This window comes from Aquimarina sp. 433 (assembly GCF_054054605.1).
The window spans coordinates 495782-522517 of sequence record NZ_JBSWZK010000003.1; the positions used below are offsets into that span (position 1 = coordinate 495782).

At 34.4% G+C, this 26736-nt stretch carries 15 protein-coding genes; 11 read left to right on the top strand and 4 right to left on the bottom strand.

Annotation, left to right across the window (positions count from 1 at the left end; translation table 11 throughout):
• The first annotated feature begins 15 nt into the window (after positions 1–15).
• From ACWNT5_RS08780 to ACWNT5_RS08820, 9 genes are all read left to right on the top strand, one after another.
• Entirely contained in the window at positions 16–3177 is a 3162-nt protein-coding gene (locus ACWNT5_RS08780; RefSeq protein ID WP_456517126.1) for an RICIN domain-containing protein, read from the top strand.
• 290 nt (positions 3178–3467) lie between these two features.
• Positions 3468–6752: an RICIN domain-containing protein gene (locus tag ACWNT5_RS08785; protein ID WP_456517127.1), complete on the top strand. Its 3285-nt coding sequence runs from the start codon at positions 3468–3470 to the stop codon at positions 6750–6752.
• A gap of 453 nt (positions 6753–7205) precedes the next feature.
• Positions 7206–11585 carry a carbohydrate-binding protein gene (locus ACWNT5_RS08790; protein ID WP_456517128.1) on the top strand — a complete coding sequence of 1460 codons (4380 nt, stop codon included), beginning with the start codon at positions 7206–7208 and terminating at the stop codon, positions 11583–11585.
• 212 nt (positions 11586–11797) lie between these two features.
• Entirely contained in the window at positions 11798–14065 is a 2268-nt protein-coding gene (locus ACWNT5_RS08795; RefSeq protein WP_299606625.1) for a carbohydrate-binding protein, read from the top strand.
• A gap of 271 nt (positions 14066–14336) precedes the next feature.
• Positions 14337–16505: a glycoside hydrolase family 9 protein gene (locus tag ACWNT5_RS08800; RefSeq protein WP_299606626.1), complete on the top strand. Its 2169-nt coding sequence runs from the start codon at positions 14337–14339 to the stop codon at positions 16503–16505.
• A 134-nt stretch (positions 16506–16639) separates the two neighbouring features.
• Positions 16640–18019: an MATE family efflux transporter gene (locus ACWNT5_RS08805; protein ID WP_299606629.1), complete on the top strand. Its 1380-nt coding sequence runs from the start codon at positions 16640–16642 to the stop codon at positions 18017–18019.
• A 150-nt stretch (positions 18020–18169) separates the two neighbouring features.
• The gene (locus tag ACWNT5_RS08810; RefSeq protein WP_299606631.1) at positions 18170–19243 is read left to right on the top strand and encodes an OmpA family protein; all 1074 of its coding nucleotides are present in this window, start codon (positions 18170–18172) and stop codon (positions 19241–19243) included.
• A 117-nt stretch (positions 19244–19360) separates the two neighbouring features.
• A complete protein-coding gene (locus ACWNT5_RS08815) occupies positions 19361–19588 on the top strand; it encodes a hypothetical protein (RefSeq protein WP_299606632.1) in 228 nt (75 codons plus the stop codon).
• Positions 19589–19633: 45 nt separating this feature from the next.
• Positions 19634–20203 (top strand): phosphatase PAP2 family protein, encoded by a 570-nt coding sequence (locus ACWNT5_RS08820; protein WP_299606634.1) that lies wholly within the window; start codon positions 19634–19636, stop codon positions 20201–20203.
• 5 nt (positions 20204–20208) lie between these two features.
• Here the strand turns inward: ACWNT5_RS08820 and ACWNT5_RS08825 are convergent, their stop codons facing one another.
• On the bottom strand, positions 20209–21132 hold the full coding sequence (locus ACWNT5_RS08825) for an expansin EXLX1 family cellulose-binding protein (RefSeq protein WP_299606635.1): 924 nt from the start codon (positions 21130–21132) through the stop codon (positions 20209–20211).
• 109 nt (positions 21133–21241) lie between these two features.
• On the bottom strand, positions 21242–22750 hold the full coding sequence (locus ACWNT5_RS08830) for a BCCT family transporter (protein WP_299606637.1): 1509 nt from the start codon (positions 22748–22750) through the stop codon (positions 21242–21244).
• 273 nt (positions 22751–23023) lie between these two features.
• On the opposite strand from ACWNT5_RS08830, the gene ACWNT5_RS08835 reads away from it, so the two are divergent.
• The gene (locus ACWNT5_RS08835) at positions 23024–23311 is read left to right on the top strand and encodes a hypothetical protein (protein ID WP_299606640.1); all 288 of its coding nucleotides are present in this window, start codon (positions 23024–23026) and stop codon (positions 23309–23311) included.
• Between the two features lie 29 nt (positions 23312–23340).
• Here ACWNT5_RS08835 and meaB read toward each other — a convergent pair whose 3' ends face one another.
• Together meaB and ACWNT5_RS08845 are read right to left on the bottom strand one after the other, a co-directional pair.
• Positions 23341–24402, bottom strand: a complete 1062-nt coding sequence (gene meaB, locus ACWNT5_RS08840; protein WP_299606642.1) for a methylmalonyl Co-A mutase-associated GTPase MeaB — start codon at positions 24400–24402, stop codon at positions 23341–23343.
• A 90-nt stretch (positions 24403–24492) separates the two neighbouring features.
• Entirely contained in the window at positions 24493–25053 is a 561-nt protein-coding gene (locus tag ACWNT5_RS08845) for a DUF2911 domain-containing protein (RefSeq protein ID WP_299606644.1), read from the bottom strand.
• An 82-nt stretch (positions 25054–25135) separates the two neighbouring features.
• Between ACWNT5_RS08845 and ACWNT5_RS08850 the strand changes: the two genes are divergently transcribed.
• Positions 25136–26734: a phytoene desaturase family protein gene (locus tag ACWNT5_RS08850; RefSeq protein ID WP_456517129.1), complete on the top strand. Its 1599-nt coding sequence runs from the start codon at positions 25136–25138 to the stop codon at positions 26732–26734.
• The last annotated feature ends 2 nt before the right edge of the window (positions 26735–26736 follow it).

A 26736-nucleotide genomic window follows, 5' to 3' on the forward strand; every position in this document is an offset into this window, starting at 1 on the left:
TATAATAATCAAACCATGAAAATTAAATTTTTAATTGGCTTTCTCTGGGTAGTTTTTACCCAGAGTTTACTTGCCAAAGACTATTATGTCGCAACTAACGGGAATGATAGTAATAATGGTTCTTTAGGTAGTCCTTTCAAAACTTTTGCTAAAGCAGTTTCAGTAATGAAAGCTGGTGACGTATGTATCATCAAAGGAGGAGTGTATACAGAGCCTTTAGTAATTAATAAAAAAGGAACTCCGAATAGTTATATCACCTTTAAAGCAGCAAATGGAGAAAATGTAAAAATCAAGGCAACAAAGTTTATAAATGGATGGCAATTACATGCAGGTAATATTTATAAAGCTTCTGTTAACATGACTATTGAAGAAAGGTTTAGGAATGTGTACCATAATCAGCAATATATGGATTTGGCGCGATGGCCAAATAATGTTGATAATAATAGATTTACGGTAGATTGTAAGTTTGTTGATAATGGAGGTAGTAATTATTTCAGTGTTTCAGGAATACCAAACTTCGATTGGACAGGCGGATTAGTGTATTATATAGGAGGACATTCTGGTACAAGTTGGACGAGAAGAATTACTCGTAGTACCGGAAATAGAATTGAACATGCAGGAGTAAATATTAATAAATGGCCATTCAATCCTCATAACCCGACAATTGTAAGAAATGGACATAGAGGACAATTGTATCTGTTTAATAAGTTAGAAGCCTTAGATTATGCCAGAGAATGGTATTATGATACTGCAACTAAAACGCTTTATTTTCAGCCAGCTAATGGTAAAAAACCTGCTAATAATACTGTAGAGTATGCTACTCGTAAATTTATTGCTGAAATAAAAGGAGATTATGTGAAAATTCAGGGTATTGAGTTTTTTGGAGGAAGTGTAAAGATCAATGGACGTTCTAATATCTTTGAGAATAATAAAGTAATCCATGGTAGCGAAGGTTTTGACAACATAAATAGTACGAGTGCAGGAGTAGGTGAATCCTCAATTGAAGTGTTGGGACCAAATACCATTATAAGAAATTGTACTGTTAATCATAGTTCTGCAAATGGAATTTCGGTTCAGAGTTGGGCAAATGCTCATAATTCTATTATCGAGAAAAATACGATTTCTAATATCGATTATTTAGGAATTCATGCAACACCAATTAGAACGAGAGCAAATAATGTAAAAGTCTTAAAGAATAAAATAACCAATTCAGGACGAGATGGAATGTATGTTAGTGGAGATAATTGCGAAGTTGCTTATAACGATGTATCGAGAGCGCAGTTAATTAATGCTGATTCAGGAGTTTTTTATACGGTTGGTGACGATAGACGAAAAGGAACAGAAATCCATCATAATTGGTTTCATGATTCAAAACCACCTTCATATGCTGGAAATAAAGCTGCAGGGATTTACCTAGACAATAATAGTAAAGGATATGTTGTCCATCATAATGTAGTTTGGAATGTATCCTGGACCGGTTATCAGGTAAACTGGAATAATGAACATTTAGACTTTTTTCATAACACTATCTGGAATGCAGGAGAAGCAATGGGTTCATGGGTAAATGGTTATCCACAAAGTAATAATAGAGTTTATAATAATTATTCGAATAAAGAAGGATGGCATGAAGCGCCAGGATTTGATTACAAGAATAATATTATAAATGCTACTTCTCCATTTGAGAATGCAAATGGTCTAAATTTTATGCCAAAATCTAATGGATCTGTAGTCAATAGTGGAAGAGTGATAGCAGGATTCGAAAAAGCTTATAAAGGTTCTGCACCGGATATTGGAGCTTACGAACGAGGAGGAACGAGATGGACTGCAGGAATTAATGCAATAGAAGATACAGGAGAAGGAGATGTAGCTAATGATCAAATAGCATTTATCAATCCTTCCACTACAATTGCTTCTCAAACTTCCTATGATTTTGAAGTGCAATACAATGCAGATACCAATAGAGATATCGTGGTTCAATTTTGGTCTGCTACCGAATGGTTAGGTCAGAAAAGAGTTACCGTGGGTAGTGGTTCTGATAGTATAACTATAACGGTCGATTTACCAATAGCACCAATCCCAGGTTCTGGATATGTTTATAAAGCAGATATTAGACCTGTAGGAGCTAGTTGGCAAGAGGCAATTGATACAGATCAGATTAATAATGTGATTGTGCAAGGCCAAATATTTGAAGATAAAATATCTTTTAGTAATTCTCCGAATAGTATGGTACAAGCCACTTCTTATACTTTAGATGTAAACTATGCGGCTTCTTCTAATAGAGAAATTGTAATGTCTTTTTGGTCAGCTACAGGATGGATTGCAGCGCAAGAGGAAGTAGTAGCAGCTGGAAATGGATCTAAAGCAATTACAATCGATCTTCCGAATATGCCACAACCTGGCCCAGGATATTTATTTAAGGTTCATATTAGACCTGTAGGAACCGGTTGGCAAGATGCATTAGCTGCTGACCAGACAAATGATATTACGATTACTAAGCTTTTTACGCAGTTAATCCCAAATGGTATTTACCATATTGAATCTCCTCAGAATAATGAAAGATTATTAGCTCGTGCCTTAGAAAGCCATAGTGCCAGAATGCATAAGCCAGCAAATTTTGATGATCAGAAATGGGAGATTAAACATGTGAGTAATAACTCATATACCATTAGAAATGTAGGAACTAATAGATATCTAGAAGTTCCTTATGCTCGTTGTGAAAATGGAAGTAATGTTGCCACCTGGATCAATGATTTGGATTCTCATAAGAAATGGAAAATTGTTACCAATGGAAATGATATTTATGGGATAAAACCAATGCATTGTTTATCGAGAGGTTTGGATAGAGCCGGAGGAGCAGTTGGAGCAAATGCTATTATTTGGAATTACAGTAGTACCAATGCAAATCAAAAGTGGGAAATTCTATCGGTAGGAAACAGACAAGATCCTACATCAGATAATTCATTATTAACAGTATATCCAAATCCATCCAAAGAATCAATTGCTATCCTAGGAGTTGAGGCTAATGATATTGTTACCATTTATGATATCACTGGTAAAACAATTAAGAGAGCGAAACTAACTTCTGTAGATGAATTGATATCAATTTCAGACATGGAATCTGGAGTCTATATATTATCTGTCTTTGGAAAAAGTAAAACACAATTTGTAAAAGAGTAAGAAACTCTGAGAACTATCTAATTAAAAGAAAACACTCCTTATACGTTTATCAATAATTTGGTAAACGTATAAGGTGATGTTCGCGAACTAAACTGATTGATATTTTAGATCAAAATTTTTAGGGGAAATTATCTATATCCAGAGCAAAAAAAATCTTGATATAGTCCTAAATTATATAATGGTCTCAAAATATCCAACGAATTCTTTTTGAATCCTAGCGATTAATAAAATAGAAAAACAACTTTTAAATGTAGTTTATACATTTAAAAACCAAAAACTACTCAAAAACCATGAAAACTAACCAAAAACTTCAATTCATATTGCAAAAATATGTTTTGATATTATTCTTAACGCTAGCGTCATCGTTATGTGCTAAGAATATTTATGTTGCCAAGAATGGGAACGATAATAATCCCGGAACCCAAACTAAACCATATAAGACGATTGCAAAAGCTTCTTCGGTTGCTCAAGCAGGAGATGTGGTGATCATTGGAGGAGGAACGTATGAAGAATTGTTACAACCTGCACGATCTGGAACGGCAGGAAATCCAATAATATACAGATCCAAGACAGGAGAAAAGGTAATCATAACAGCAATGCAAGCTGTTAATAATTGGACGAAAGACCAAGGAAAGATCTATAAGGCACAAGTGTCTTGGGATTTAGGACAAGATAACATGGCGCTACATAAGGGTCAACTGATGGATCTTGCTAGATGGCCCAACAATGTAACCCAAAACCTATTCGAGCGTGATTATTTACCTGCTTGTAATAGAGGTGCCGCAGGTGGTGGAAAAACTTGGTTAAATTATAATGGAAGTCAATCCAATGGGCATGCGACAAGTATTCCTCATGCGGGTAAATGGGAAAATGGAGGTTCGATTCATTTTTATGGTGGAGCAGGATTTTTAGCCTGGACAGATTATGTTACCAATTCCTCTTCTAGTAGAGTGGATTTTAAATTACAAAGAGCACAAAACTGGATTCAATTAAGACATAATCCTGGATATACTGGACACGGTATCAAAAAAGGAGAGTTTTTTCTTCAAGGGATAAAAGAGGCTTTGGATTATAAAAATGAGTGGTTTTATGATAAAAAAAATAAAACACTTTATGTTCAAATTGAAGGTGGAGGAGCACCAGCAAACAATTCTATTCGTTTTAGAAGAAGAACACAAACTATAAATCTAAATAAAAATTACATTCACATTGAAGGAATAGCTGTTTTTGGCGGTTCCATTGATATTAGTGGTAATAATAATAAGTTGTACGCGGTTTCAAGTTTTTATGGTAATCATACTTTAGGTGTTATCAATGGGTTTGACTCAAGACGACAAAGTGTTCTGATCACAGGTAATAGAAACCTTATCGAAAAATGCGAAATTGCTTGGGGAGCAGGAAACGGAGTTTATGATAAAGGGGATGATAATAGACTCTTGAATTCTTATGTTCATGATTTTAATTATTTAGGAAACTATGATTGTGTGCTTAATACTCGTGGAGCAAAACGAGGAAAATATAGAAACAATACCCTAACTAGAGCAGGTAAAGATGTAATTCAAGCATATGTTGATGGTGGAGAGTTTGCATATAATGATATTAGTCTTAATAACTTTATAGCAGATGATGGAGGATTACTTTATACAACCAATGCAAGAGCTGCTAAATCATCTATTCATCATAATACTTTTCATGACTCTAAAGCTCGAACTGGTAGATTTAAAGGAGCAGGAATTTATTTGGATAATGATTCTAAAAATTGGGATGTCCACCATAATGTTGTATGGAACACTAAATGGACCAATATACAGATTAATTGGGATGGTACAAACCTCAATATTTTCAATAACACATTTGCTAAAGGTTCTGCAACCATGGGAGCATGGCACAAACCAGGCACTCAATTCAGTAATGTAAAAGTTTGGAATAACATTACAGATAAAGAAGCCACAGATCAAGATGGAAATCAAGAAACTGAAAGTACTTGGGAGCCTCAGTCCGATAAGCAGAATAACTTAGTAAGCAGAAATTCTTTTAAAAACTATAATAATAATGATTATACTTTAAAATCAGGAGCTCAAGCAATTGATTACGGAAGAGTAATTAGTGGATATACAGATGGTTATCAAGGAAACAAGCCTGATGTAGGAGCTTATGAATTTGGTGTACCACCATTTAGAACAGGAATCAACTGGAATTCAGATTTAGGTCCTACAGGAAATGGATGCTATGGGCTACCAGGAGAAGATTGTAATGTTAGTACTACTCCTGATGAGGTTACTTTTGTAAATCCAGCAACAACTATTCAACCACAAACTTCCTACGATTTTAAAGTGAATTATAGTGCTTCCACGAATAGAGAAATTGTGGTAGAATTTTGGTCATCAACTGGCTGGTTAGGTCAGCAGATGGTTACAGTGAATGCAGGTACAGGCACGGCAAATGTTACCGTTGATTTAGCCTCTGCACCAACTCCAGGTACTGGATATATCTACAAAGCACATATAAGACCAGTAGGAACTACTTGGCAAGAAGCTATCAATAGAGATCAGGTAGAAAATGTAACCGTTGCGAACCAAACATTTGCAGATAAGGTTTCTTTTAGTAATGCACCAACTACTATTGCACAGGCTACTTCATATTCATTTGATATTAATTATGAAGCTTCTACTACCAGAGATATCATCGTAGAGTTTTGGTCATCTACAGGTTGGATTGCACAGCAAAATGAGCAAGTTGCCAAAGGTTCAGGTACAAAAACAATTACTGTTAATCTACCTAGTTTACCTGCACCTGGAAGTGGATACGTTTATAAAGTTCATATTAGACCATTAAATTCATCTTGGCAAGATGCTATTGCTAGAGATCAGATAAATAATGTAACAGTAAATGCTCGTTTTACTCAGTTGATTCCAAATGGTATTTATCATATAGAATCTCCTCAGAATAATGAAAGATTATTAGCTCGTGCCTTAGAAAGTCATATTGCCAGAATGCATAAACCAGCAAATTTTGATGATCAGAAATGGGAGATCAAGCATGTGAGTGATAATTCATATACCATTAGAAACGTGGGGACTAACAGATATTTAGAAGTTCCTTATGCTCGTTGCGAAAATGGAACCAATGTTGCCACATGGACCGATGATGTAGATTCACATAAGAAATGGAAAATTGTTACCAATGGTAATGATATTTATGGGATAAAACCAATGCATTGTTTGTCGAGAGGTTTGGATAGAGCCGGAGGAGCAGTTGGAGCAAACGCTATTATCTGGAATTATAATAGTACCAATGCAAACCAAAAATGGAAAATTCTCTCTATCGGAAACAGACAGGATCCGACAACAGATAATTCATTATTAGCGGTATATCCAAATCCATCCAAAGAATCGATTACTATTCTAGGAGTTGAGGCTAATGATATTGTTACCATTTATGATATCACTGGTAAAACAATTAAGAGAGCGACACTTACTTCTGTAGATGAATTGATATCCATTTCAGACATGGAATCTGGAGTTTATATCTTATCTGTCTTTGGAAAGAGTAAAACACAATTTGTAAAAGAATAGATCAACTAAAATAATTTCAGAACCTATAATAGTGGGTGAAATGAATCCTTCTAAATGCCCCTTTTTAAATTCTTAAAATATTTTGTAAACAATAAACAAATAAGTTAAATAAAAGTTAAAAAACTAATTCAATTTAGTAGGATTATGATACTCAAGCACTCATTTTAGGTAAAAATAGAATAGAATAACACAAGGATTAACTATCGAATTCTAGACAAAAGTTAACGAATTCTATTCGCGAAATATCGTTTAATAAATTCTTAAAAAAAACAGAAATTTTTGGCCCTTTAACTCAAGAACTTTTTAAAACGTTTAATACGTGTTAAAAGCTGTTAACTGAATGGTTATGTGGATTTTAGCATTGGAATTTAACGCAATAAAATCCGTTCTTTGAGGTCTTACATAAACTCATACATATTTAAAAACTACACACGCAAAAAACAATTTAAAATTATGAAATTAACCAAGTTTAATGCTTTCTTAGCATTGTTATTCTTAGGATTTTTAGTCCAAGGACAAACCCCGGAAGGAGAATTAAAACGGTGGCATAAAGTCACCTTGACATTTAACGGACCTAATACGTCCGAAACAGCAAGTCCCAATCCATTTTCAGATTATCGTTTAGATGTAACATTTACACATCAAGGCAGTAATGCCAGTTATACAGTACCAGGATATTTTGCAGCTTGTGGTAATGCAGAAAATAATGGTTGTAATTCAGGAAATAAGTGGAGAGTACATTTTGCTCCTGATAGAACAGGTACATGGAATTGGTCAGCTTCCTTTAAATCTGGTTCTAATGTAGCTATTAATGGAGGAGGTTCTAATGCAGGATTTATGAATGGAGATACTGGATCTTTTAATGTAGCAGAATCAAACAAGTCTGGAAGAGACTTTAGAAGTAAAGATCTTGGAAGATTAAAATACATTGGAGAACATTACTTAAAGCATGTTGGATCAAATCCAGGTAGCCCTAACGGACCTTGGTTCGTAAAGGCAGGAGCAGATTCGCCAGAAAATGCGTTCAATTATGTTGATTTTGATGCTACACCAAGTTATAACAACAACCTTAATAAAATAGGAAATAAAACTTGGCAACCACACCAAAGAGATTATGTAGCGGCTGATGCTTCTGCATATACTTGGGGAAATGGTAAAGGAACCGAAATCTTAGGTATGATCAATTACCTTTCTAGCCAAGGAGCTAATGTTGTTTCTTTCCTAACCTGGAATACTTCAGGTGATGGTGGAGCAGTTTTTCCTCATGTACTAAAAGTTTCTGAGCAAGAGTACGGAAATACTTCCAGAGCACAGCAATGGAATAAAGTACACCACGATAGATTTGATGTATCTAAAATGGCTCAGTGGGAAAAAGTGATGGAGTATGCCGATAAAAAAGGAGTATATCTGCACTTTAAAACCATGGAGACAGAAAATGATAATAAAATGGATGGTGATAATTTCGGTAGAGAAAGAAAATTATACTATCGAGAATTAATTGCTAGATTTAGCCATCATTTGGCATTAAACTGGAACTTAACAGAAGAAACAACGTTAAAAGATCAAGTTGCAAAAGCGACTGCTACCTATATCAAGAATATTGATCCATATGATCACAATATTGTGATTCATACATATCCTAATCAGCAAGATCAACGATATAATCCATTATTAGGAAACAACTCTGATTTAACAGGAGCTTCTATTCAGACAGGGAAGAACAATGTTCATAATGACGTAAGAAGATGGCTAGAAAAATCCAGAAACTCTGGTAAGAAATGGGTGGTTGCCAATGATGAGCAAGGACCAGCATCTACAGGAGTTAGAATTTCTGACAAAGAAGTAAGACATAGAATCCTTTGGGCTACTTTAATGGCAGGAGGAACAGGAGTAGAATATTATAGCGGTTATACCAATGATGATGGTGATATTAATGGTAATGACCATAGAAAAAGAGGTAATAAATATAAAGAAGGAGGTTACGCTCTTAATTTCTTTAATCGTTACCTACAATCTAATATGGTAAATATGGTAAGTTCTGATGGAGTAACATCAGATAGTAATGATTACGTATTTGCTAAGGCAGGAAGTGTATATGCGGTTTATAGACCTGATGGTGGATCTACAGGATTAAATTTACCAGGAGGTAATAATAAATATGATGTACAATGGTACAACCCACGTTCTGGTGGGAATTTATCCGCGAAACAAACACTAGGAAACAATTTAGTTGCTCCAGATAATAATGACTGGGTAGCATTAGTAACCAGTAAAGATGGTGATAATAATGGAGGAGGAAATTGTGGTACAATTTCTATGCAAGCAATTACAGATTTCCCTACACTTTCGGTTGCTGGTTTTTCACCTGCCTATAAAGATAATGCCCGAAATGCTTTAGCAATTAATGCTGCACAATACAAAGATAAGTTTGCTGCTGCAGAAGCTACCTTTAATGGAGAATCAGGGACTTATGATATCAATTTAGCTACGCTTACAGAAATTGATGGTGAATCAACATACAGAGTTTCTGTTAATGGAACACGCATTGGTGAGTTTGTAAACCCAACAACCAGCACGGATTATACTGCATCAGGTACAACTTTTACAGGTATTCAGGTTACTAAAGGAGATAAAATTAGAGTAGAATTTAACTCTCATACCAATGGTACCATACCAGAAGGTAATAGTACTGCATATTCTAGAGGAAGATGGACAGCTTTAAACTTCACTTGTACCGACAACGGAGGTGATGGAGGCGACGGCGGAGACGGCGGTGGCGATGGAGATAACTGTATCCCAACGGAACAAAATGGAATCGTAGCCGTAGAAGCAGAGAAGTTTGAAAGCCAAACTAAAGTAGCTGATAGAAAATGGTATGTATTAGATGGTAGTGGGGCTTCAACTCCTACACCAGACCCAGATCCAGATCACTCTAATGGAGCTAGTGGAGGAGGATACTTAGAAATCTTACCAGATACGCGAGTAACTCATAGTGATCCATTAGTAAATGGAGTAAGTTTTTCTAATACTCCTGGACAAGTAGCGATCATCGATTACAAAGTTAAGTTTACGAGTGCAGGAAGATATTTTGTATGGGTTAGAGCACATTCTACTGGATCCGAAGATAATGGAATTCATGTAGGATTAAATGGAAACTGGCCATCATCAGGTGCCAGAATGCAATGGTGTGCTGGTAAAAACCAATGGACTTGGGAAAGCAAGCAAAGAACCAATGCAAATCACTGTGGAGAAGCACAAAAGATCTATTTAGACATTCCTTCTGCAGGAGTGCATACAATCTCTTTCTCTATGAGAGAAGATGGTTTCGAAATGGATAAATTTGTGTTATCAAAAGCATATAATAAGCCATCAGGTGCAGGACCAGATGTATTCTATACAGATTGTCAGGATCAAAATACAGCTCCTCAAGTTTCTGTCACGTCTCCTGCCAATGGAGCAAGCTACGATATAGGTCAAACAATTCCATTAGTGGCAAATGCTTCTGATAGTGATGGATCTATTGCAAAAGTTGAGTTTTATATCAATAACAACTTAACAGCTACAGAGCAAGTTGCGCCTTATGAAACATCAACAACCATCAATAGTGCTGGTAGTTATACAATTACTGCAAAAGCTACTGATAATGATGGAGCAACAAAGACGTCTTCTCCAGTAACTATTACTGTTAAAGATGATTCTACTCCACCAACTGATGCAATCGATATTCCTGGTTCTTTTGAAGCAGAAGATTTCGAATTAAAATCAGGAAGTGTACGAATAGAAAATACTCCAAATAGTACTGGTAAAAACCTAGGGTTTATTAATAATGGAGATTTCGTATCATACAACGTGAATGTGGATACAACTAGCGAATACACTCTTGATTTCTATGCTTCTAGTAAAGGAACAGGTGGTACTGTGGATATTCTTGAAGCAGGAACAGTTGTAGGATCTGTATCAATACCAGTTAATGGGCAATGGCACGATTACAAGAAGTATTCTACTTCAGTGTCTCTTTCTTCGGGAGAAAAAGAATTGAGATTCGTATTCAAAGGAGGAGCAGGATATCTGTTTAATGTAGATAAAGTGGTTGCGACAAAAATACAACCAGTAGAGCAAACCGTAACGCTTACTCCAATACATGATGCATACATGCAAGGATCAACAAGATTCAATAACGATATGGTTCGTGTAGAATCAAATAAGAGAACAGGATATTTAATGTTTGACCTTTCTTCTATCAACGGAACCATTACCAAAGCAGATCTTAAGTTCACTGTATATTCTGATCCTGGAAATGGAAACATTAGTATAACTAAAGGAAACAGCAATAACTGGACAGAAGGTAATTTGTCAAATTCAAACAAGCCTGGAAAAGGAACTCAGTTAGGATCTCTAAATGCTAATTTCCCAGAAGGTAGCACAAAGACGATTCCACTAAAAACTGGACAGATATCAGGAAATAGACTTTCGTTGATTATTGATGCGCTTTCTGGAAATGATTTTGCTTTTGCATCTAAAGAAAATGGATCTGTATCGAAACCTCAGTTAGTAATTACATATACTACAAATAGAGATGATGGACAGGTAGAAGATGATATTACATTATATCCAAATCCAGTTGTAGATGTAATCAATATTTCTGGTTCTACTGCAGGAAAGACAATCAAAGTATTTAATACCGTAGGTGTTCTTGTAAAAGAAGTAGCATTAACGGATGGTCAAAATACTGTTGATATGAGCAACTTGTCATCTGGATATTACATCATAAATATCTTAGAAGCAGGTAAAACGAATAAGATTCTTTCTGCTAAGAAAGTATTAAAACGTTAATCAAATTCTTTCATCTTTTATTAGATCAAAATAGAATTAAAGAGAATAATAGGGAAATAGGCGGTCATTTTGGGACCGCCTTTTCCTCTAATGTATTATCAGTATAAATGGTAAAAGGTTTTAAATTTTTTACCTCAAAACATTTAGATATTCTCTTGTTATGCAATCTGAACAAGATTGAGTTTTGATCTAAAAATAAAACGATTTTAATCATGGAAAAAAATAACAAATCAATCATATTCTTATTGTTATGTATGCTAACAGTAAGTGTTTTTGCGCAACCAACACCTCCAAATGGAAAGAAATGGGAAAAAATAGACATCATGTCTGATGAATTTAATGGTTCTTCATTAAATACTAATAAATGGGCAATAAATAGTCCTCAATGGGAAGGTAGAAAACCGGCCAGATTTGAAACATCTTCAGTTTCTGTTGGTAGTGGGAATCTTAAGATTTCTGCTTCTAAAAAGACCAATCCATTCAACGGTTGGACTCATAATGGAGGTCTTGTTAGATCCTTAACAAAAAATACATACGGATATTACGAAACCCGAATGAAAGGTAATAAAACCTTTATGTCATCTACCTTTTGGCTTATTAATCAACGAAATGAAGGTAGTGGATGTAATCTTCGTGTAACAGAGTTAGATATTACAGAGACGGTTGGTGTTAATTCTAATGGAGCCAATTGGGTGAATAATATGATCACCAATATGAATTCCAATACACATAGTAGAAATACCAATTGTAATAATACACCTGTTGGACAGCAAGGAAACAAAGCTCCATTAGGAGAAGCTTCTTGGAAGAATTATCATACTTATGGAGTTTGGTGGAAAAGCAAAAGTGAGATTTTATTTTATCTAGATGGTCAGTTTGTTGGGCAAATAAAGCCACCAGCAGATTTTAATCTTCCAATGTATTTACGCATGGTAGTTGAGACTTACGATTGGAATCCACCAAAAAATGGTCAGGATGGAATGAATGATTCTCTAGAAAATCGTACTACCTACTATGATTGGGTACGTTCTTATCGATTAGTAGACGATACAAATCCTAATACTCCTCCAACAGTTAATGTTACGGCACCAACAAATGGAGCAAGTTATCAGGTGGGTCAAACGATACCTCTAAAAGCGAATGCATCCGATAGTGATGGATCTATCTCCAAAGTGGAATTTTTTATAAATAATGGTTTAACAGCGACAGAGCAGGTTGCTCCCTATGAAACAACAACTGTTATTAATACAGCAGGAAGTTACACTATAACAGCAAAAGCCACGGATAATGATGGTGCTGTAAAAACTTCTCAGCCAATTACAATTACTGTTAAAGATGATTCCACTCCACCAACTGATGCAATTGCGATACCAGGTTCTTTTGAAGTGGAAGATTTTGAAGCTAAATCAGGTAGCGTAAGAATAGAAAATACTCCAGGTACTAATTCTGGTAAGAATTTAGGATACATAAGGAATAATGATTTTACGACCTATAAAGTAAAAGTAAATGGAACTAGCCAATATACTGTAGATGTTTATGCTTCTAGTCAAGGAACTGGTGGTAAAGTTGATATTTTAGAATCGGGGAATTTAGTAGGTTCGGTAAATATCCCGGTTAATGGACAATGGCATGACTATAAGAAATATTCCACAACAGTTTCTCTTTCTTCAGGTGAAAAAACCTTAAGATTATCGTTTAAGGGAGGTGCTGGTTATTTGTATAATATCGATAAAGTTGTAACTACAAAAATTCAACCTGTTGAGCAAACGATAACACTAAGTCCGATACATGATGCGTATATGCAAGGATCTACTCGATATAATAATAGTATGGTTCGCATAGAATCAAATAAGAGAACCGGATTCCTAATGTTTGATCTTTCTTCCATTAACGGAACAATTACAAAGGCTGACCTAAAATTCACCATATTTTCTGACCCAGGAAATGGTAACATTGCAATCAATAAAGGAAATAGTAACAACTGGACTGAAGCTAATTTATCCAATTCAAATAAGCCAGGAAAAGGAACACAATTAGGTTCATTAAACGCTAATTTCCAAATTGGAGCTACGAAAACAGTACCTCTAAAGACTGCTCAAATTTCAGGGAATAGACTTTCGTTAATCGTGAGTGCACTTTCAGGAAATGATTTTGCATTTGCTTCCAAAGAGAATGGATCTGTTAGCAAACCACAATTAGTAATTACATATACTGTCAACCGTGATAATAATGATGCAAATGAAATTGTATCACTATATCCAAATCCTGTAATCAATAGCATTAATTTTTCTCAAGAAATGACAGGAAAGACGATTAAGGTCTTTAATGTTCAAGGATTATTAGTAAAAGAGAAATTAATGAAAGAAGGAGAGAATTTTATGGACGTGAGTAGTTTGTCATCTGGATATTATATCGTTAATATTTTAGAAGCAGGAAAGACAAATAAGAATATCAAGTCTATAAAAATAATTAAACAATAGTTTAGGTAACCAAAAACAAATATTGAATAACTATCAATAGAGTTCTAACACAAACTCAGCCAGGAGAAACTGTCTTTTTCATTAAAGGCAGTTTCTCTTCTTAATTTTAGAATAACATAAAAAATGTTCTTGTAGGATTTTTTTTCAAAAACTAAAAAAGATCTTATCACTCTCTTAACAAATCAAAAAAAATATAATATAAAGGCTAAAAAAGGAGTTAATAATGACTTATCAAACCACACAAATTATATAAACACAAATCATTCAAAACATGAAAAAAAACTTACTAAGCTTATTGGTAATCTTTTTGGGATTACAAGGAACACAAGTCGTCGCGCAATTTAATTACGGAGAAGCATTACAGAAATCAATTTTATTTTATGAATCCCAACAATCTGGAGTATTGCCTGATTGGAATAGGGTAAGTTGGAGAAGTGATGCTGGAGTAAATGATGGTCAAGATGTAGGATTAGATCTTACTGGTGGATGGTTCGATGCTGGAGATCATATAAAATTTGGATTTCCTATGGCATTTTCAGTTACTGCATTAAACTGGGGGTTTTTAGAATACAAAGATGGATATGACGCGGTAAATCAAACAGAACATTTTAAAAGAAATATTAAGTGGGTAACCGATTACTTTATTAAATGTCACCCAACAAAATTTGAGTTTTATGCTCAGGTTTCTAAAAAAGGACAGGATCATAGTTTCTGGATGCCAGCAGAAATGATAGATGTTCATCCACAATATGGACAAAGAGAATCCTTTAAACTAGATACGAGTCATCCAGGAACGGAAGTAGTTTGTGAAACAGCTGCTGCATTAGCTTCTGCTAGTATAATTTTTAAAGACAGTGATCCAACCTACAGTGCTACATTGTTACAGCACGCCAAAGATTTATATGAATTTGGTGAAACATATAAAGGTAAATATACCGAAGAAGGTGGTATTCCTGCTGTAGGAACCTATTCTTCTGGCGGATACGAAGATGAATTAACTTGGGGAGCACTTTGGTTGTATAAAGCAACAGGAGATAATACATACCTGCAAAAAGCAGAAGCTACCTATGGAGAACCTGATTATCTATGGAGTCTTGTATGGGACGATAAAAGATATGGTAATATGGTATTGTTAGCAGAACTTACGGGTAAGCAACAATATATTGATAATACAGAAAGACATTTACAATTTTGGATTGATAATGGTAATGGAATCACGTATTCTCCAGGAGGTCAGGCGCATTTAACGCAATGGGGATCACTACGTCACTCTATGAATGCAGCATTAACAGCTTTGATCTTTGTGAATAATGTAAGTACTCCTAATAATCAAGACTATTATGACTTTGCTGTAAGTCAGGTAAAGTATGCTTTGGGAGATAATCCAAACAACCGAAGTTTAGTAACTGGATTTGGAGTAAATCCACCAACTAAGCCACACCATAGAGGTCAACATTCTAGTTGGACTCGAAGCGAGTCTATCCCAGAGGAATCTAGACACACTTTGTGGGGTGCATTAATGGGAGGACCTGGAAACCCTGATGATGTATTTGTTGAGAATCGTTCAGATTTTCAGGCAAATGAGGTAGCTTGTGATTACAATGCTTGTTACCAGGGTGTATTAGCAAAAATGGTCATGGATTTCGGAGGATCAGAATTACCAAATTTCCCAACAGAAGAAGACTCTGGAGTAGAGTTTTTAAATGAAACTAAAATCAATAGCGAATCTGGGAGGTTTACAGAATTAGCAATTTGGTTAAATAATAGATCGGCTTGGCCAGCTCGAGTTCCAGGAAGTCTAACAGCTAGATATTTTATCGATATCACGGAAGGAATTAATGCGGGATACGCTCCAGAGGATTATGAAATCACAGGAAGAGGAAATGGTGGAGCAACAGGTGGATTGCAAGCTTGGGATCCAGATAACAATATTTATTATGTAGAGGTTGCGATCGATAGTGACCAAATGCCTTTCCCAGGTGGTCAAGGAGAACATAGAAAAGAAATTCAGGTAAGAGTATCGGTGCCTAATAATGCTGCGGAAAGCTCTTGGGATCCTACCAACGATTTTTCTTATGATGGTCTAAGTAGTACACTAATAGAATCTGAGAGAGTACCAATTTATGCAGATGGAGTTTTGGCTTGGGGTATCGAACCGTCGAGATCATTATCCGTAGATGAACTTGAAACATTAGGATTTCAATTATATCCTAATCCAGTAAAGAATGAGCTGTATCTTTCTGGAGATTTATCTAAAATTCAAAATTCGACAATTGTTATTTCTGGAATTACTGGTGCCACAGTAAAGTCTGTGAAAGTGTCTGATGTTACTGCAAATCAAATTTCAATACCAACATTGGATTTGTCTTCGGGAATGTACTTTATCAGTTTAACAAGCACTAACGGAAGTACAGTCACTTCTAAATTTATGAAGAACTAATTTGTAAAACTACAACAGTTTGATAAAGAAAAAGGTGCTTGAGAAAGCACCTTTTTTTTGTGCTTAAAGTTCCGTTAATCATACAATATTCCAAAAAGGAATCTCCTTATCTTTGACAACTTTAAATTGTATTCATGTTGCAACAATACACAAAAGAGTTTAACTATAACCTTCGGTTAGCAGCTCCAGTTATGTTAGGTATGCTTGGACATACTTTTGTGGGATTGATAGATAATATCATGGTAGGTCAATTAGGTACTGCGGAATTGGCAGCTGTATCTTTAGGTAATAGTTTTATGTTTATAGCAATGTCTCTTGGAATAGGATTTTCCACTGCTATTACTCCGTTAATTGCCGAGGCTGATGGTGAGAACAATTTTGCAAGTGGAAAGCTCGCCTTTAAGCATGGACTATTTTTATGTACTACTCTTGGAATTATCCTGTTTTTAGGAATTCTTGTTGCCAAACCCTTAATGTATTACATGGAACAACCTGTAGAGGTTGTAGAATTGGCGATTCCCTATTTAGATTTAGTAGCAGTTTCATTAATACCCTTAATTATTTTTCAGGCATTCAAACAATTTTCTGATGGATTATCCATGACCAAGTATCCGATGTATGCTACATTAATCGCCAATATTGTAAATGTATTTTTAAACTACTTATTAATATTTGGAAAATTTGGTTTACCGCAAATGGGTATCGTTGGTGCAGCCATAGGGACTTTGGTCTCCAGATTGATAATGGTTGTTTTTTTATGGTTCTTTTTAAAAAGAAGAGAAAAATCTAAAGCTTATGTTACTAATATTAAGCTCTTTGTTCTTCAAAGTAATATGCTCAAAAAGATACTTACGTTAGGGTTTCCTTCTGCGTTACAGATGTTTTTTGAAGTGGGAATTTTTACATCCGCGATTTGGATTTCTGGGATATTAGGTAAAAATCCACAAGCAGCAAATCAGATAGCACTAAACCTGTCTGCTATGACTTTTATGGTCGCTATGGGACTAAGTGTCGCAGCCATGGTACGAGTAGGTAATCAAAAAGGACTGCAACAATATAGAGAGTTAAGAAGAATTGCTTTTTCGATCTTTCTACTCACATTTTTTATCGAGATTATTTTTGCCTTGTGTTTTATTATTTTTAATAATATGCTACCAGAAATTTACTTGGATGTAGATGATATGGAAAACCTTGTGGATAATACAGAAGTAATGACTATTGCCGCAAAGCTTTTATTGATTGCTGCTTTGTTTCAAATATCTGATGGAATCCAAGTAGCAGTACTAGGAGCATTGAGAGGATTACAAGATGTAACAATACCAACAGCTATTACATTTTTTGCTTATTGGGTGATTGGTTTTCCAGTTAGTTTTTATCTTGGGTTGTATACAGAATATAAAAGTGTAGGAATTTGGATTGGCCTATTGGCAGGTCTAACAACATCGGCTTTATTACTTTATGCTCGTTTTCATTATTTGAGTAAAGATTTGGTAATTAAAAAGGATAATTCATAGCAGTTTTGGAATCTTTTTTGTCACTTACAATATAGATAGTTTTGGTTCGTTTCTTTTTTTGGACTAGTTTTTGTTACTTGTCAAAGTATATTTCATATTAAGAAATATTTAACTATATTTCGAATATATCTAAACCTGAAAAGAAAAGAGATGAACAGCCCAAAATCTAACCTTTACCTTTTATTGATTACCATTGCTATGATTAGTGTTACTTCTAATGCAATAGCCCAAAATTTAATTCCTAATCCAAGTTTTGAAGAAACCAATCCTTCAGTAAAAAAGATGAAGCACGCCATGAGAAACTTTGGTATTCTTTCAGATTGGAAAACCTTAACAAATACACCAGATGCGCATCATCCGGCAGTTAGCGAAATGAAATTTACTCACAAAGCTCCTGGTTTTCTTGATCAGTTTGGTCCTCAGGAGCCAAGATCAGGTGAGGGTAAAGTAGGTTTATATATAACTAGTAATAATACTAAAGAATCTATAGTAACTAAATTAAAAAGTCCTTTAAAAGCTGGTAAATATTATTATTTTCATATGTATGTTTCCTTGGGAGAAGGTGATATCACTAATTCTTGTACATCATCTATTGGATCTTATTTTACTGCTAGAATGCCAAGATTTACTGAAACATCAGAATATAAGCTACATATAGAGTCCTCGGAGATGATTTGTGATACACAAAATTGGACAAAGGTATGTGGAGTATATAAAGCAAAAGGAACTGAAAAATATATCTCAATTGGATATTTTTCCGACAATCCAAATGGGAAATCATTAAGATCTGGAAGTACATTCAGTGATGCATATTATTACATTGATGATGTGGAGCTAAGAGAGATGCAAGATGTACGAGGAGTTAATGTAGATGCTATTTGTGATATGGCATTAGATTTCTCCGATATCGAATATCTAATCGGAGAGAGTGAAGTATATGAGGAAATCAAAGCTGCTTTAGATTCGTACTTACAGTATTTAAAAGTATTCAAGTTTAATAGCATAAAAATAGTAGGTCATGCCAATGATTCGGAAATTGAATTCGAAAATGAGATCCTATCATCTGCTCGTGCAGGTTTTGTAAAAGACTATTTAATAGCCAATGGCATCGATGAGACTTTAATAACTTATGAGGGTGTTAGTAATTCCCAGCCTAGAGAAGAAGAAGGAGTTGATAATAATGAGTTGGGATCCAATGCTAGAGTACAAATTATTATCGAATAATAGGCATTAGAAAGATATTTAAAAAGAGGTAAATTCTAATTTATAGATTTACCTCTTTTTGTTTTTGTTACTTTATCTGTAAACTTTGTAGCTTTGCTGAATATAATTTAAGTGTATATGAGTCTTCCAAAATTCTTATTAGGTGATAATACCGATTATCCTGATGCCATCTTTGTAATCCATACGGAGTTTCCAAGGTTTGTGATCAATTTAGAAAACGATGAGGTCGAATGGTTCGAAGAATTTGATAAAAGCGATGAGAAAGAACTTGAGAGCGAAGCTGAGAATTTATTCCAGGCTGCTAATGATTTTTATGATCGTGAGATCGAACGATACGAAGAATAGGATTATAAAATCATATATTTATCAAATAAATAACCAACTGTTCCTATGGATGAAATCATACAACTAGATAAAGATCTTTTTTTATATCTGAACAACTTAGGCACGCCGCTTTGGGATGGATTTTGGTTATTTATGACCGAAAAAATAAATCAAGCCCCTTTGGTTTTGATATTGCTATATTTCTTTTATAAATATTTTGGTCTTCGTGGAACTATTATTACACTAGTTGTAGTTGCAGCTTTAATTACCGTATCGGACCAATTATCTAACTTGTTTAAAAATGTGATCTTTATGAGACCAAGACCATGTCAAATAGAAGGTGTTGGTGAGTTTACAAGGTTTATTGCTGAAAGATGTGGGAGACATGGGTATTTTTCGGCACATGCTTCTACAACGATGGGAATTGCATTTTTTACTGGATTAGCATTACAGAAAAGGCTTAAATACATCTTTCCTTTTATGGTGCTTTGGTCTGTTATAGTAAGCTATAGTAGGATTTATATTGGAGTACACTATCCTGGTGATATTATAACAGGAATGGCTATAGGTATTCTACTAGGACTTGGAGCATATAAACTACATACATTTTTAGTAGCAAAATACGGTACCCAATAACACGCCTATTTTATAATTATTTTTTGAGGCTTTTTATTTTCGATAGACAAAAAGTATAAGCCAGATTGTAATGAAGAAGTGTTTATAGAATTAGCGTTTCCTTCTTTTATTTTTTTACCATTACTATCAGAAAGTACCCAAGGTCTAGAATTATTAGTGAAATATAATATTTCAGAAGCAGGATTTGGATAAAAAGAAAGTTTGGTTGTCTCAAGGTCATCTACAGATAGTGCTTCTGTGCATTCTGATGGAGTAGAAAATTGTTGTCCAGTATTATAATCTACGTTTAAGTCTATCGGAATATTTTCAAAGGTTAATTCTTCTCCTAAAACAGAGGTGATTCTTAAATTCATGGGAGAAGCAATACCATCCGTTTCAATAAAGAAATTGAATAACTCACGGTTTACCGATTTCCAGGTATTATCAGGTAATTGATATTCCATTTTGGAGATAGCATGCCTAATATCTCTAAATTGTATTGCTGTCCAATATATACTGGAACCTTCCTTAAAATTAACTTTTATAGATTCGTTATTCGCAATATTGCAAGGCACAAATTTCCACGATATTTGTACTCTTCCATCTACAATGTCTGCTATCATACCAAAAGCCTGTTCTGTCATATCCACATCGCCTTCAGCACATTCTGGGCATCGGTCTACAACTTTTAGTTGTACGCTGCCTTTTGCTCCAGTTACTTCGATGCAAGCTCCACATGCATTACTGCTGTCGTAGTCAATTGTATTTAGTGCGCAATGCATATAATCTCCTGTTGCTACAGGCAAAGAACAATTTCCAAAAATACCTCCATCAACACCATCGTAGTAAGTACCTTCTCCTGTATGAACTGTATCATTACAGTTTTGTGCATTTAAGTTGAACATACAGATAAATGCAAGGTTATATATGAGTGTTACGTAGGTTTTCATAAGTAAAGTTTTAAGTTGGTATATTTATGTATGTATCATTACGCAGAAAAACAGGTATTAGTATATTTCACCACAATTTTTACCGATTAAATAATATCACATATTAATTTTAGTCGATTTTAGACTTTCTAAAATCTATAAAGAACAATAGGATCATTATAACCATTAATAACGAAAAAGGGAGCGAAGTAATAATTAGTAGCTTTTGCATTGCGGTCAAGACGTTAATGTCTTCTTTGGCATTTCCTAATAGTATGATGCCAATAGCAAATATAGTAAGTACAATACTCCATAATAAACGATGTTTTTTAGAAGGATTTTGTTTGCCCTGATCAGTAAACATGCTGAGTACAAAGACTGCTGAGTCTAAGGATGTAACTAAAAAACTAATAAGTAGCAGTATAACAGTTGTATTGATAAATCCTTGAAAAGGATAATTTTCAAAAAAAACAAAAATAGAACTAAATACATTGTCAAACTCTCCCTGATAGAAATCAAGATTGTCTACTATTTGAAATGCAGATTCACCAAATACGGTAAACCAGAAGAAAGTTCCTAATGACGGTACAAGCAAAACACCTATGATTAATTCTCGTAGTGTTCTTCCTCTAGAAATTCTGGCAATAAAAATACCAGTAAAAGGAGCCCAAGCAAGCCAAAAGGCCCAATAATAATAGGTCCAATCTGTTAGGAAGCTTTCTCCAGGATCATAAACTCCATATGCAATACTTAAGGGAATGAAATCAACTATATAATGGAAAAGCGAATAACAGAATTGAGAGAGAATCGATACGATATCGCTCTGAGTAAAAACAAAAACCAACAAAGCAAAAGTAATATAGATATTCCAAGTGGAAATCACCTTTATTCCTCTGTTTACGCCCTTAAAAACCGATATGAATGCCAAACCAGAAATTATGATTAGTAAGAGGATTGTAATTTTAGAATCAAAATTTGTCTGTAATAAATGATCAAGTCCTCCTTTTATTTGAGTGGTTCCTAATCCAATCGCCGCTACTAGTCCAAATACGGTCGTTAATATTGCAAGAATATCAATCCCCTTAAACACCAAGTTTTGAGTGTTTTTGGAAACGATGATGCTTTCTAATGAACTAAAAGCGCTACTAGACAGTACTTTTTTGGATCTCACAAAAAGATAATATCCAATAACAATCGCAAAAACTGCATAAAACGCCCATGCCGTAAAACCCCATTGATAAAAGGTATACTCTAACGCTATGGTTTCTAACGTATTGTTAGTGTAAATAGGAGCATAGCATCTCATAAATACAGGTTCCTGAACCGCTCTTAATAATATCCCAGATCCCATTCCCGCACTATATAACATGGATATCCAAGCAAGTCTAGAAAATTGTGGTCTGTCTTGCTCCTGCCCTAAACGACGTTTGCCCCATCGTGAGATTGCTAACACTAGTAAGAGTAAAACTGTTCCTAGCCCTAACCATAAATAAAAACCACCAAACCATTTTCTTATGAAAATCGAAGTAGTTTCAATTTGTGTATAGACTTCCTCAGTGAATATGTAAAGAAAGAAGGAAAAAAATAAAAGAATGCCTAATGAGATTTTTAATAAACTACTCGAAGTATACTTAGACATCAGAAGTAATATTAGTGTTACTTTTTTAAATTATTTTTCTAAATGTACAGGTTTTAATTTTTATAAATTGAAAGTTTGAGGAAAACACCCCATTTTTTTGAAGATTATTTGCAAAGATTTTAATTTTTTTATTTTAACTTGTAATAGTCATTTACACATTAATATAGTGAGAGAAATTCATGTGAAATACTTAGCTGACAGTTGTTTAAGTTTTTTGATATGAAATAGGATAAGATATTCAGTAGTACCATAACCAACTAATTCTTATAGACTATGAAAAGAGTAATTGTTGACTACAAAAAGCTAAATAAAGATATTGTAAATCTTTTAGTAGAAAAGTTTCCGGATGGCTATTCAGATAAAGATATAATATCTTTCAAAAACCATCATAATGATACCATAGAAGCGGTAGAAGTAAAAACCATTGACACTATTTATTTAGTGAAAATTAGTGAGCGTTTAGCAGGAGTTATGCAAGATTATGAGGAAAATACTTCCGATTCTGAAATTCCAACATCAGTGACAAAAGAACAAGTAGGAGAGGTAGATCTTGATGATTAACTTATCTAGTTCTAAGGATTTTATGAGTATTAGGAGTTTTTATGCTTGTTCAATAAATATTTGGCCGCAGTAAAAGGAGTAATCTGGTGCTTTTGTATAGCATCCAACTGATCAGATAAAGCCTTTTTAATTTCTGGGTGATTATAAAAAGAACTTTTTAGTTGCTCTTCAATAGTTTGCAGTAGCCAAAACTTATTTTGTTCGGTTCGATTTTTTTCGAAATATCCATTACTAGCAGAAATTTCTAAATAGTTTAGAACTAACTCCCAAACTTCTTCTATGCCGTTTTTTGTTAATGCACTACAAGTAAGTACATGAGGAGTCCAGGCATTTTCTCCAATGGGATAGAGGTGTAAAGCTTTTTTAAATTGATTTTTGGCCTCTCTGGCGCGTTTTACATTATCTCCATCAGCCTTGTTAATAACAATAGCATCAGCCATTTCGATAATACCTCGTTTGATGCCTTGCAATTCATCTCCAGCTCCTGCAAGTTTTAATAATAAAAAGAAATCAACCATACTATGCACGGCTGTTTCGCTTTGCCCAACCCCAACCGTCTCAATAATAATCACATCATATCCAGCAGCTTCGCATAAAATAATGGATTCTCGTGTTTTCTGAGCTACACCACCTAATGAATTTCCAGAAGGAGAGGGTCTTATAAACGCTTCTTTGGATCTGACCAAAGATTCCATTCTTGTTTTATCTCCTAAAATACTGCCACCAGAAATAGTACTGCTTGGATCCACAGCTAATACAGCTACTTTCTTACCTTTTTCAATAAGAACATTCCCTAGTGCTTCTATAAATGTGCTTTTTCCAACTCCTGGAACTCCTGTAATACCAATTCTAATTGATTTATTGGAATGTGGAAGACATTTTTCAATCAGTTCTTGCGTTTTTGCACTATGCTTTTGTTGGGTGCTTTCTACTAAGGTAATACCTTTACTAAGAGCAGCAGTGTTTTGTGTAATGATCCCTTCAAAAATATCGGAAATTGAAATCTCTTTTTGTTGTAGTTTTCTAAATCGATCAATGGCACTTTTATTAGTGCTATGGGGTAGTTTCGAAGACTTATCACGATGTTCCATTTGATCTCAATTAAAAAGCGGCAAAGTAACAAATGTATGAATTCATTTCAGTTAATTGTAGTATTTCTAAAGTAATCTAAAGATATGCAATTACTCAGATTTTATAGGTATAGCTATACTAGTTTGATCCCAAGCCAAAAACATAATAGTAAAGTTGTTTGCTTCCTGAAAATAAATAGAAAATTGCTCTACTATATTTAGTAAATGTTGTATTGGCACCTCTATAGTCAATACATCTTCTTCTGGATTTCTTGCTGGTTCTCCATTGATTAGATCCACTCCCCATTTGTATTGATCTTTATTAAAAATAACTTTCCAAGATTCTTTTCCTGGTATTGTCCATAGGGTATAGGTTCCTGCTTCTAATTCAGAACCATCTACAAGTATGTTTTTATCCGTAGTAAAAGTAGTGGCTTCATTCGCGCCCGTTCTCCAAACTTGATCAAATGGTACTAGATCTCCAAAAATTACCCTTCCCTTTTTGAAGGGGCGGTTATAGAATACAGTAAAAGTATTATCCTTACTAATGTGTGTGATGGTATCTTCTGGACTGTGCTTTTTGGTATTGAGTTTAAGAATAAACACAATGATTACAGAGAGACTGATAATTCCAATTAATAAAATGAATGATCTTTTCTGAAATATAGACATACACTTTTTTAATTTTAAAGATACCTCTTTTTATATATGCAAATACATATATTTCTTACTTTTGATTCCTTACTTCATATATATGGTAGAAAAATCCTATAAAAAATTTACTGAAGATATTGAGTTTACCAATGATACTTATGTAATTGTTGGTTCTGGTGTTGGTGGGTTAACAACTGCAGTTTTTTTGGCAAAAGCAGGTAAGAAAGTTGTGGTATTAGAACAGCATTATACACCAGGTGGTTTTACTCATACCTTCAAAAGAAGAAAAGGATTAGTTTGGGATGTAGGTGTTCACTATGTTGGGAATATGGAAGAAAATTCTGGATTGCGTAGGATATTTAATTATTTATCCGACAACAAACTGGAATGGGATGCCATGGGAGATCCGTATGATGTTGCATATATAGGAGATCGTAAGTTTGAATTTGTTGCTGGGAAGGAAAATTTCAGAAAAAGATTTCATGAATATTTTCCAAATGATAAGTCGGCAATTGATAAATATCTGCAATTGTTAGAGAAGTCTACTAAAAGAAATCTTTTATATTTTGCGCAAAAAGCTTTCCCTAGTCTATTAAGTATTAGTCTAGGTCCTTTGTTTAGAAGAATTCAACGTCCGATTTCTAGTAAAACTACCTATGAAGTACTCAGTAGTATAACAGATAATCAAGAATTAATTGCGGCCTTATGTGCACAATGTGGTAACTATGGATTGTCGCCAAAGGAAAGTAGTTTTGCTTCGCATTGTATTGTGATAAATCATTTTATGGAAGGAGGTTATTATCCAAGAGGAGGTGCTAATAGAATTCATGAGACCATTATAGAAAATTTAGAATCTTTAGGGGTTCCTGTGTATATTAAAGCCAATGTAGAAAAGATCATTACAAAAGGAAAAGCAGTAAAAGGACTATTGATTAATGGAAAAGAGTATCCTTGTAAAAAAGTAATAAGTAACGCAGGTGCTCGTAATACTTTTTTACATTTATTAGATCCATCAGCAATTAATAAAAAGCACATCCATTTTAAAAACGTACAAGCTTCTACCTGTCATTTATGTTTATATGTAGGATTGAACAAAAGTGATCTTGATCTGAAGCTTCCTAAATATAACATATGGTGGTATGAAAATAAGGATACTGATCAGATTCTAAATGATAAAAATAATCTTTCTAACGATAAATTATCCTTTGCTTATATCTCATTCCCTTCCGCAAAAGATAGTGCCTGGTCAAAAGAGCATCCAGATCAAGCAACTATTCAGTTGATTGGACGCGCATGGTATCCGGATTTTAAGAGCTATGAAGATAAGCCCTGGCTAAATCGTGGTGATGCATATGATCAGATTAAAGAAGATTTTAAAGATAAAGGATTACGATTGTTATTTGAGTTATTTCCACAATTAGAACAACATATTATTCATGCAGAGGTTTCGACTCCAGTTTCGACCCGAAAGTTTAGTAACTATAAAGAAGGAGAGATTTATGGAGTTACACATGCTCCAGAACGGTATAAGACAAAAGTTTTAAGACCTCGAACTCATATTAATGGATTGTATCTAACTGGGCAAGATATCACATTGGTAGGTGTAGGTGGTGCAATGGGAAGTGGAATTCTAACGTCTACTACTATTATAAAGTGGAATATGAGTAAACAATTTAAAGAGATAGCGGCGAAGTACTAGAT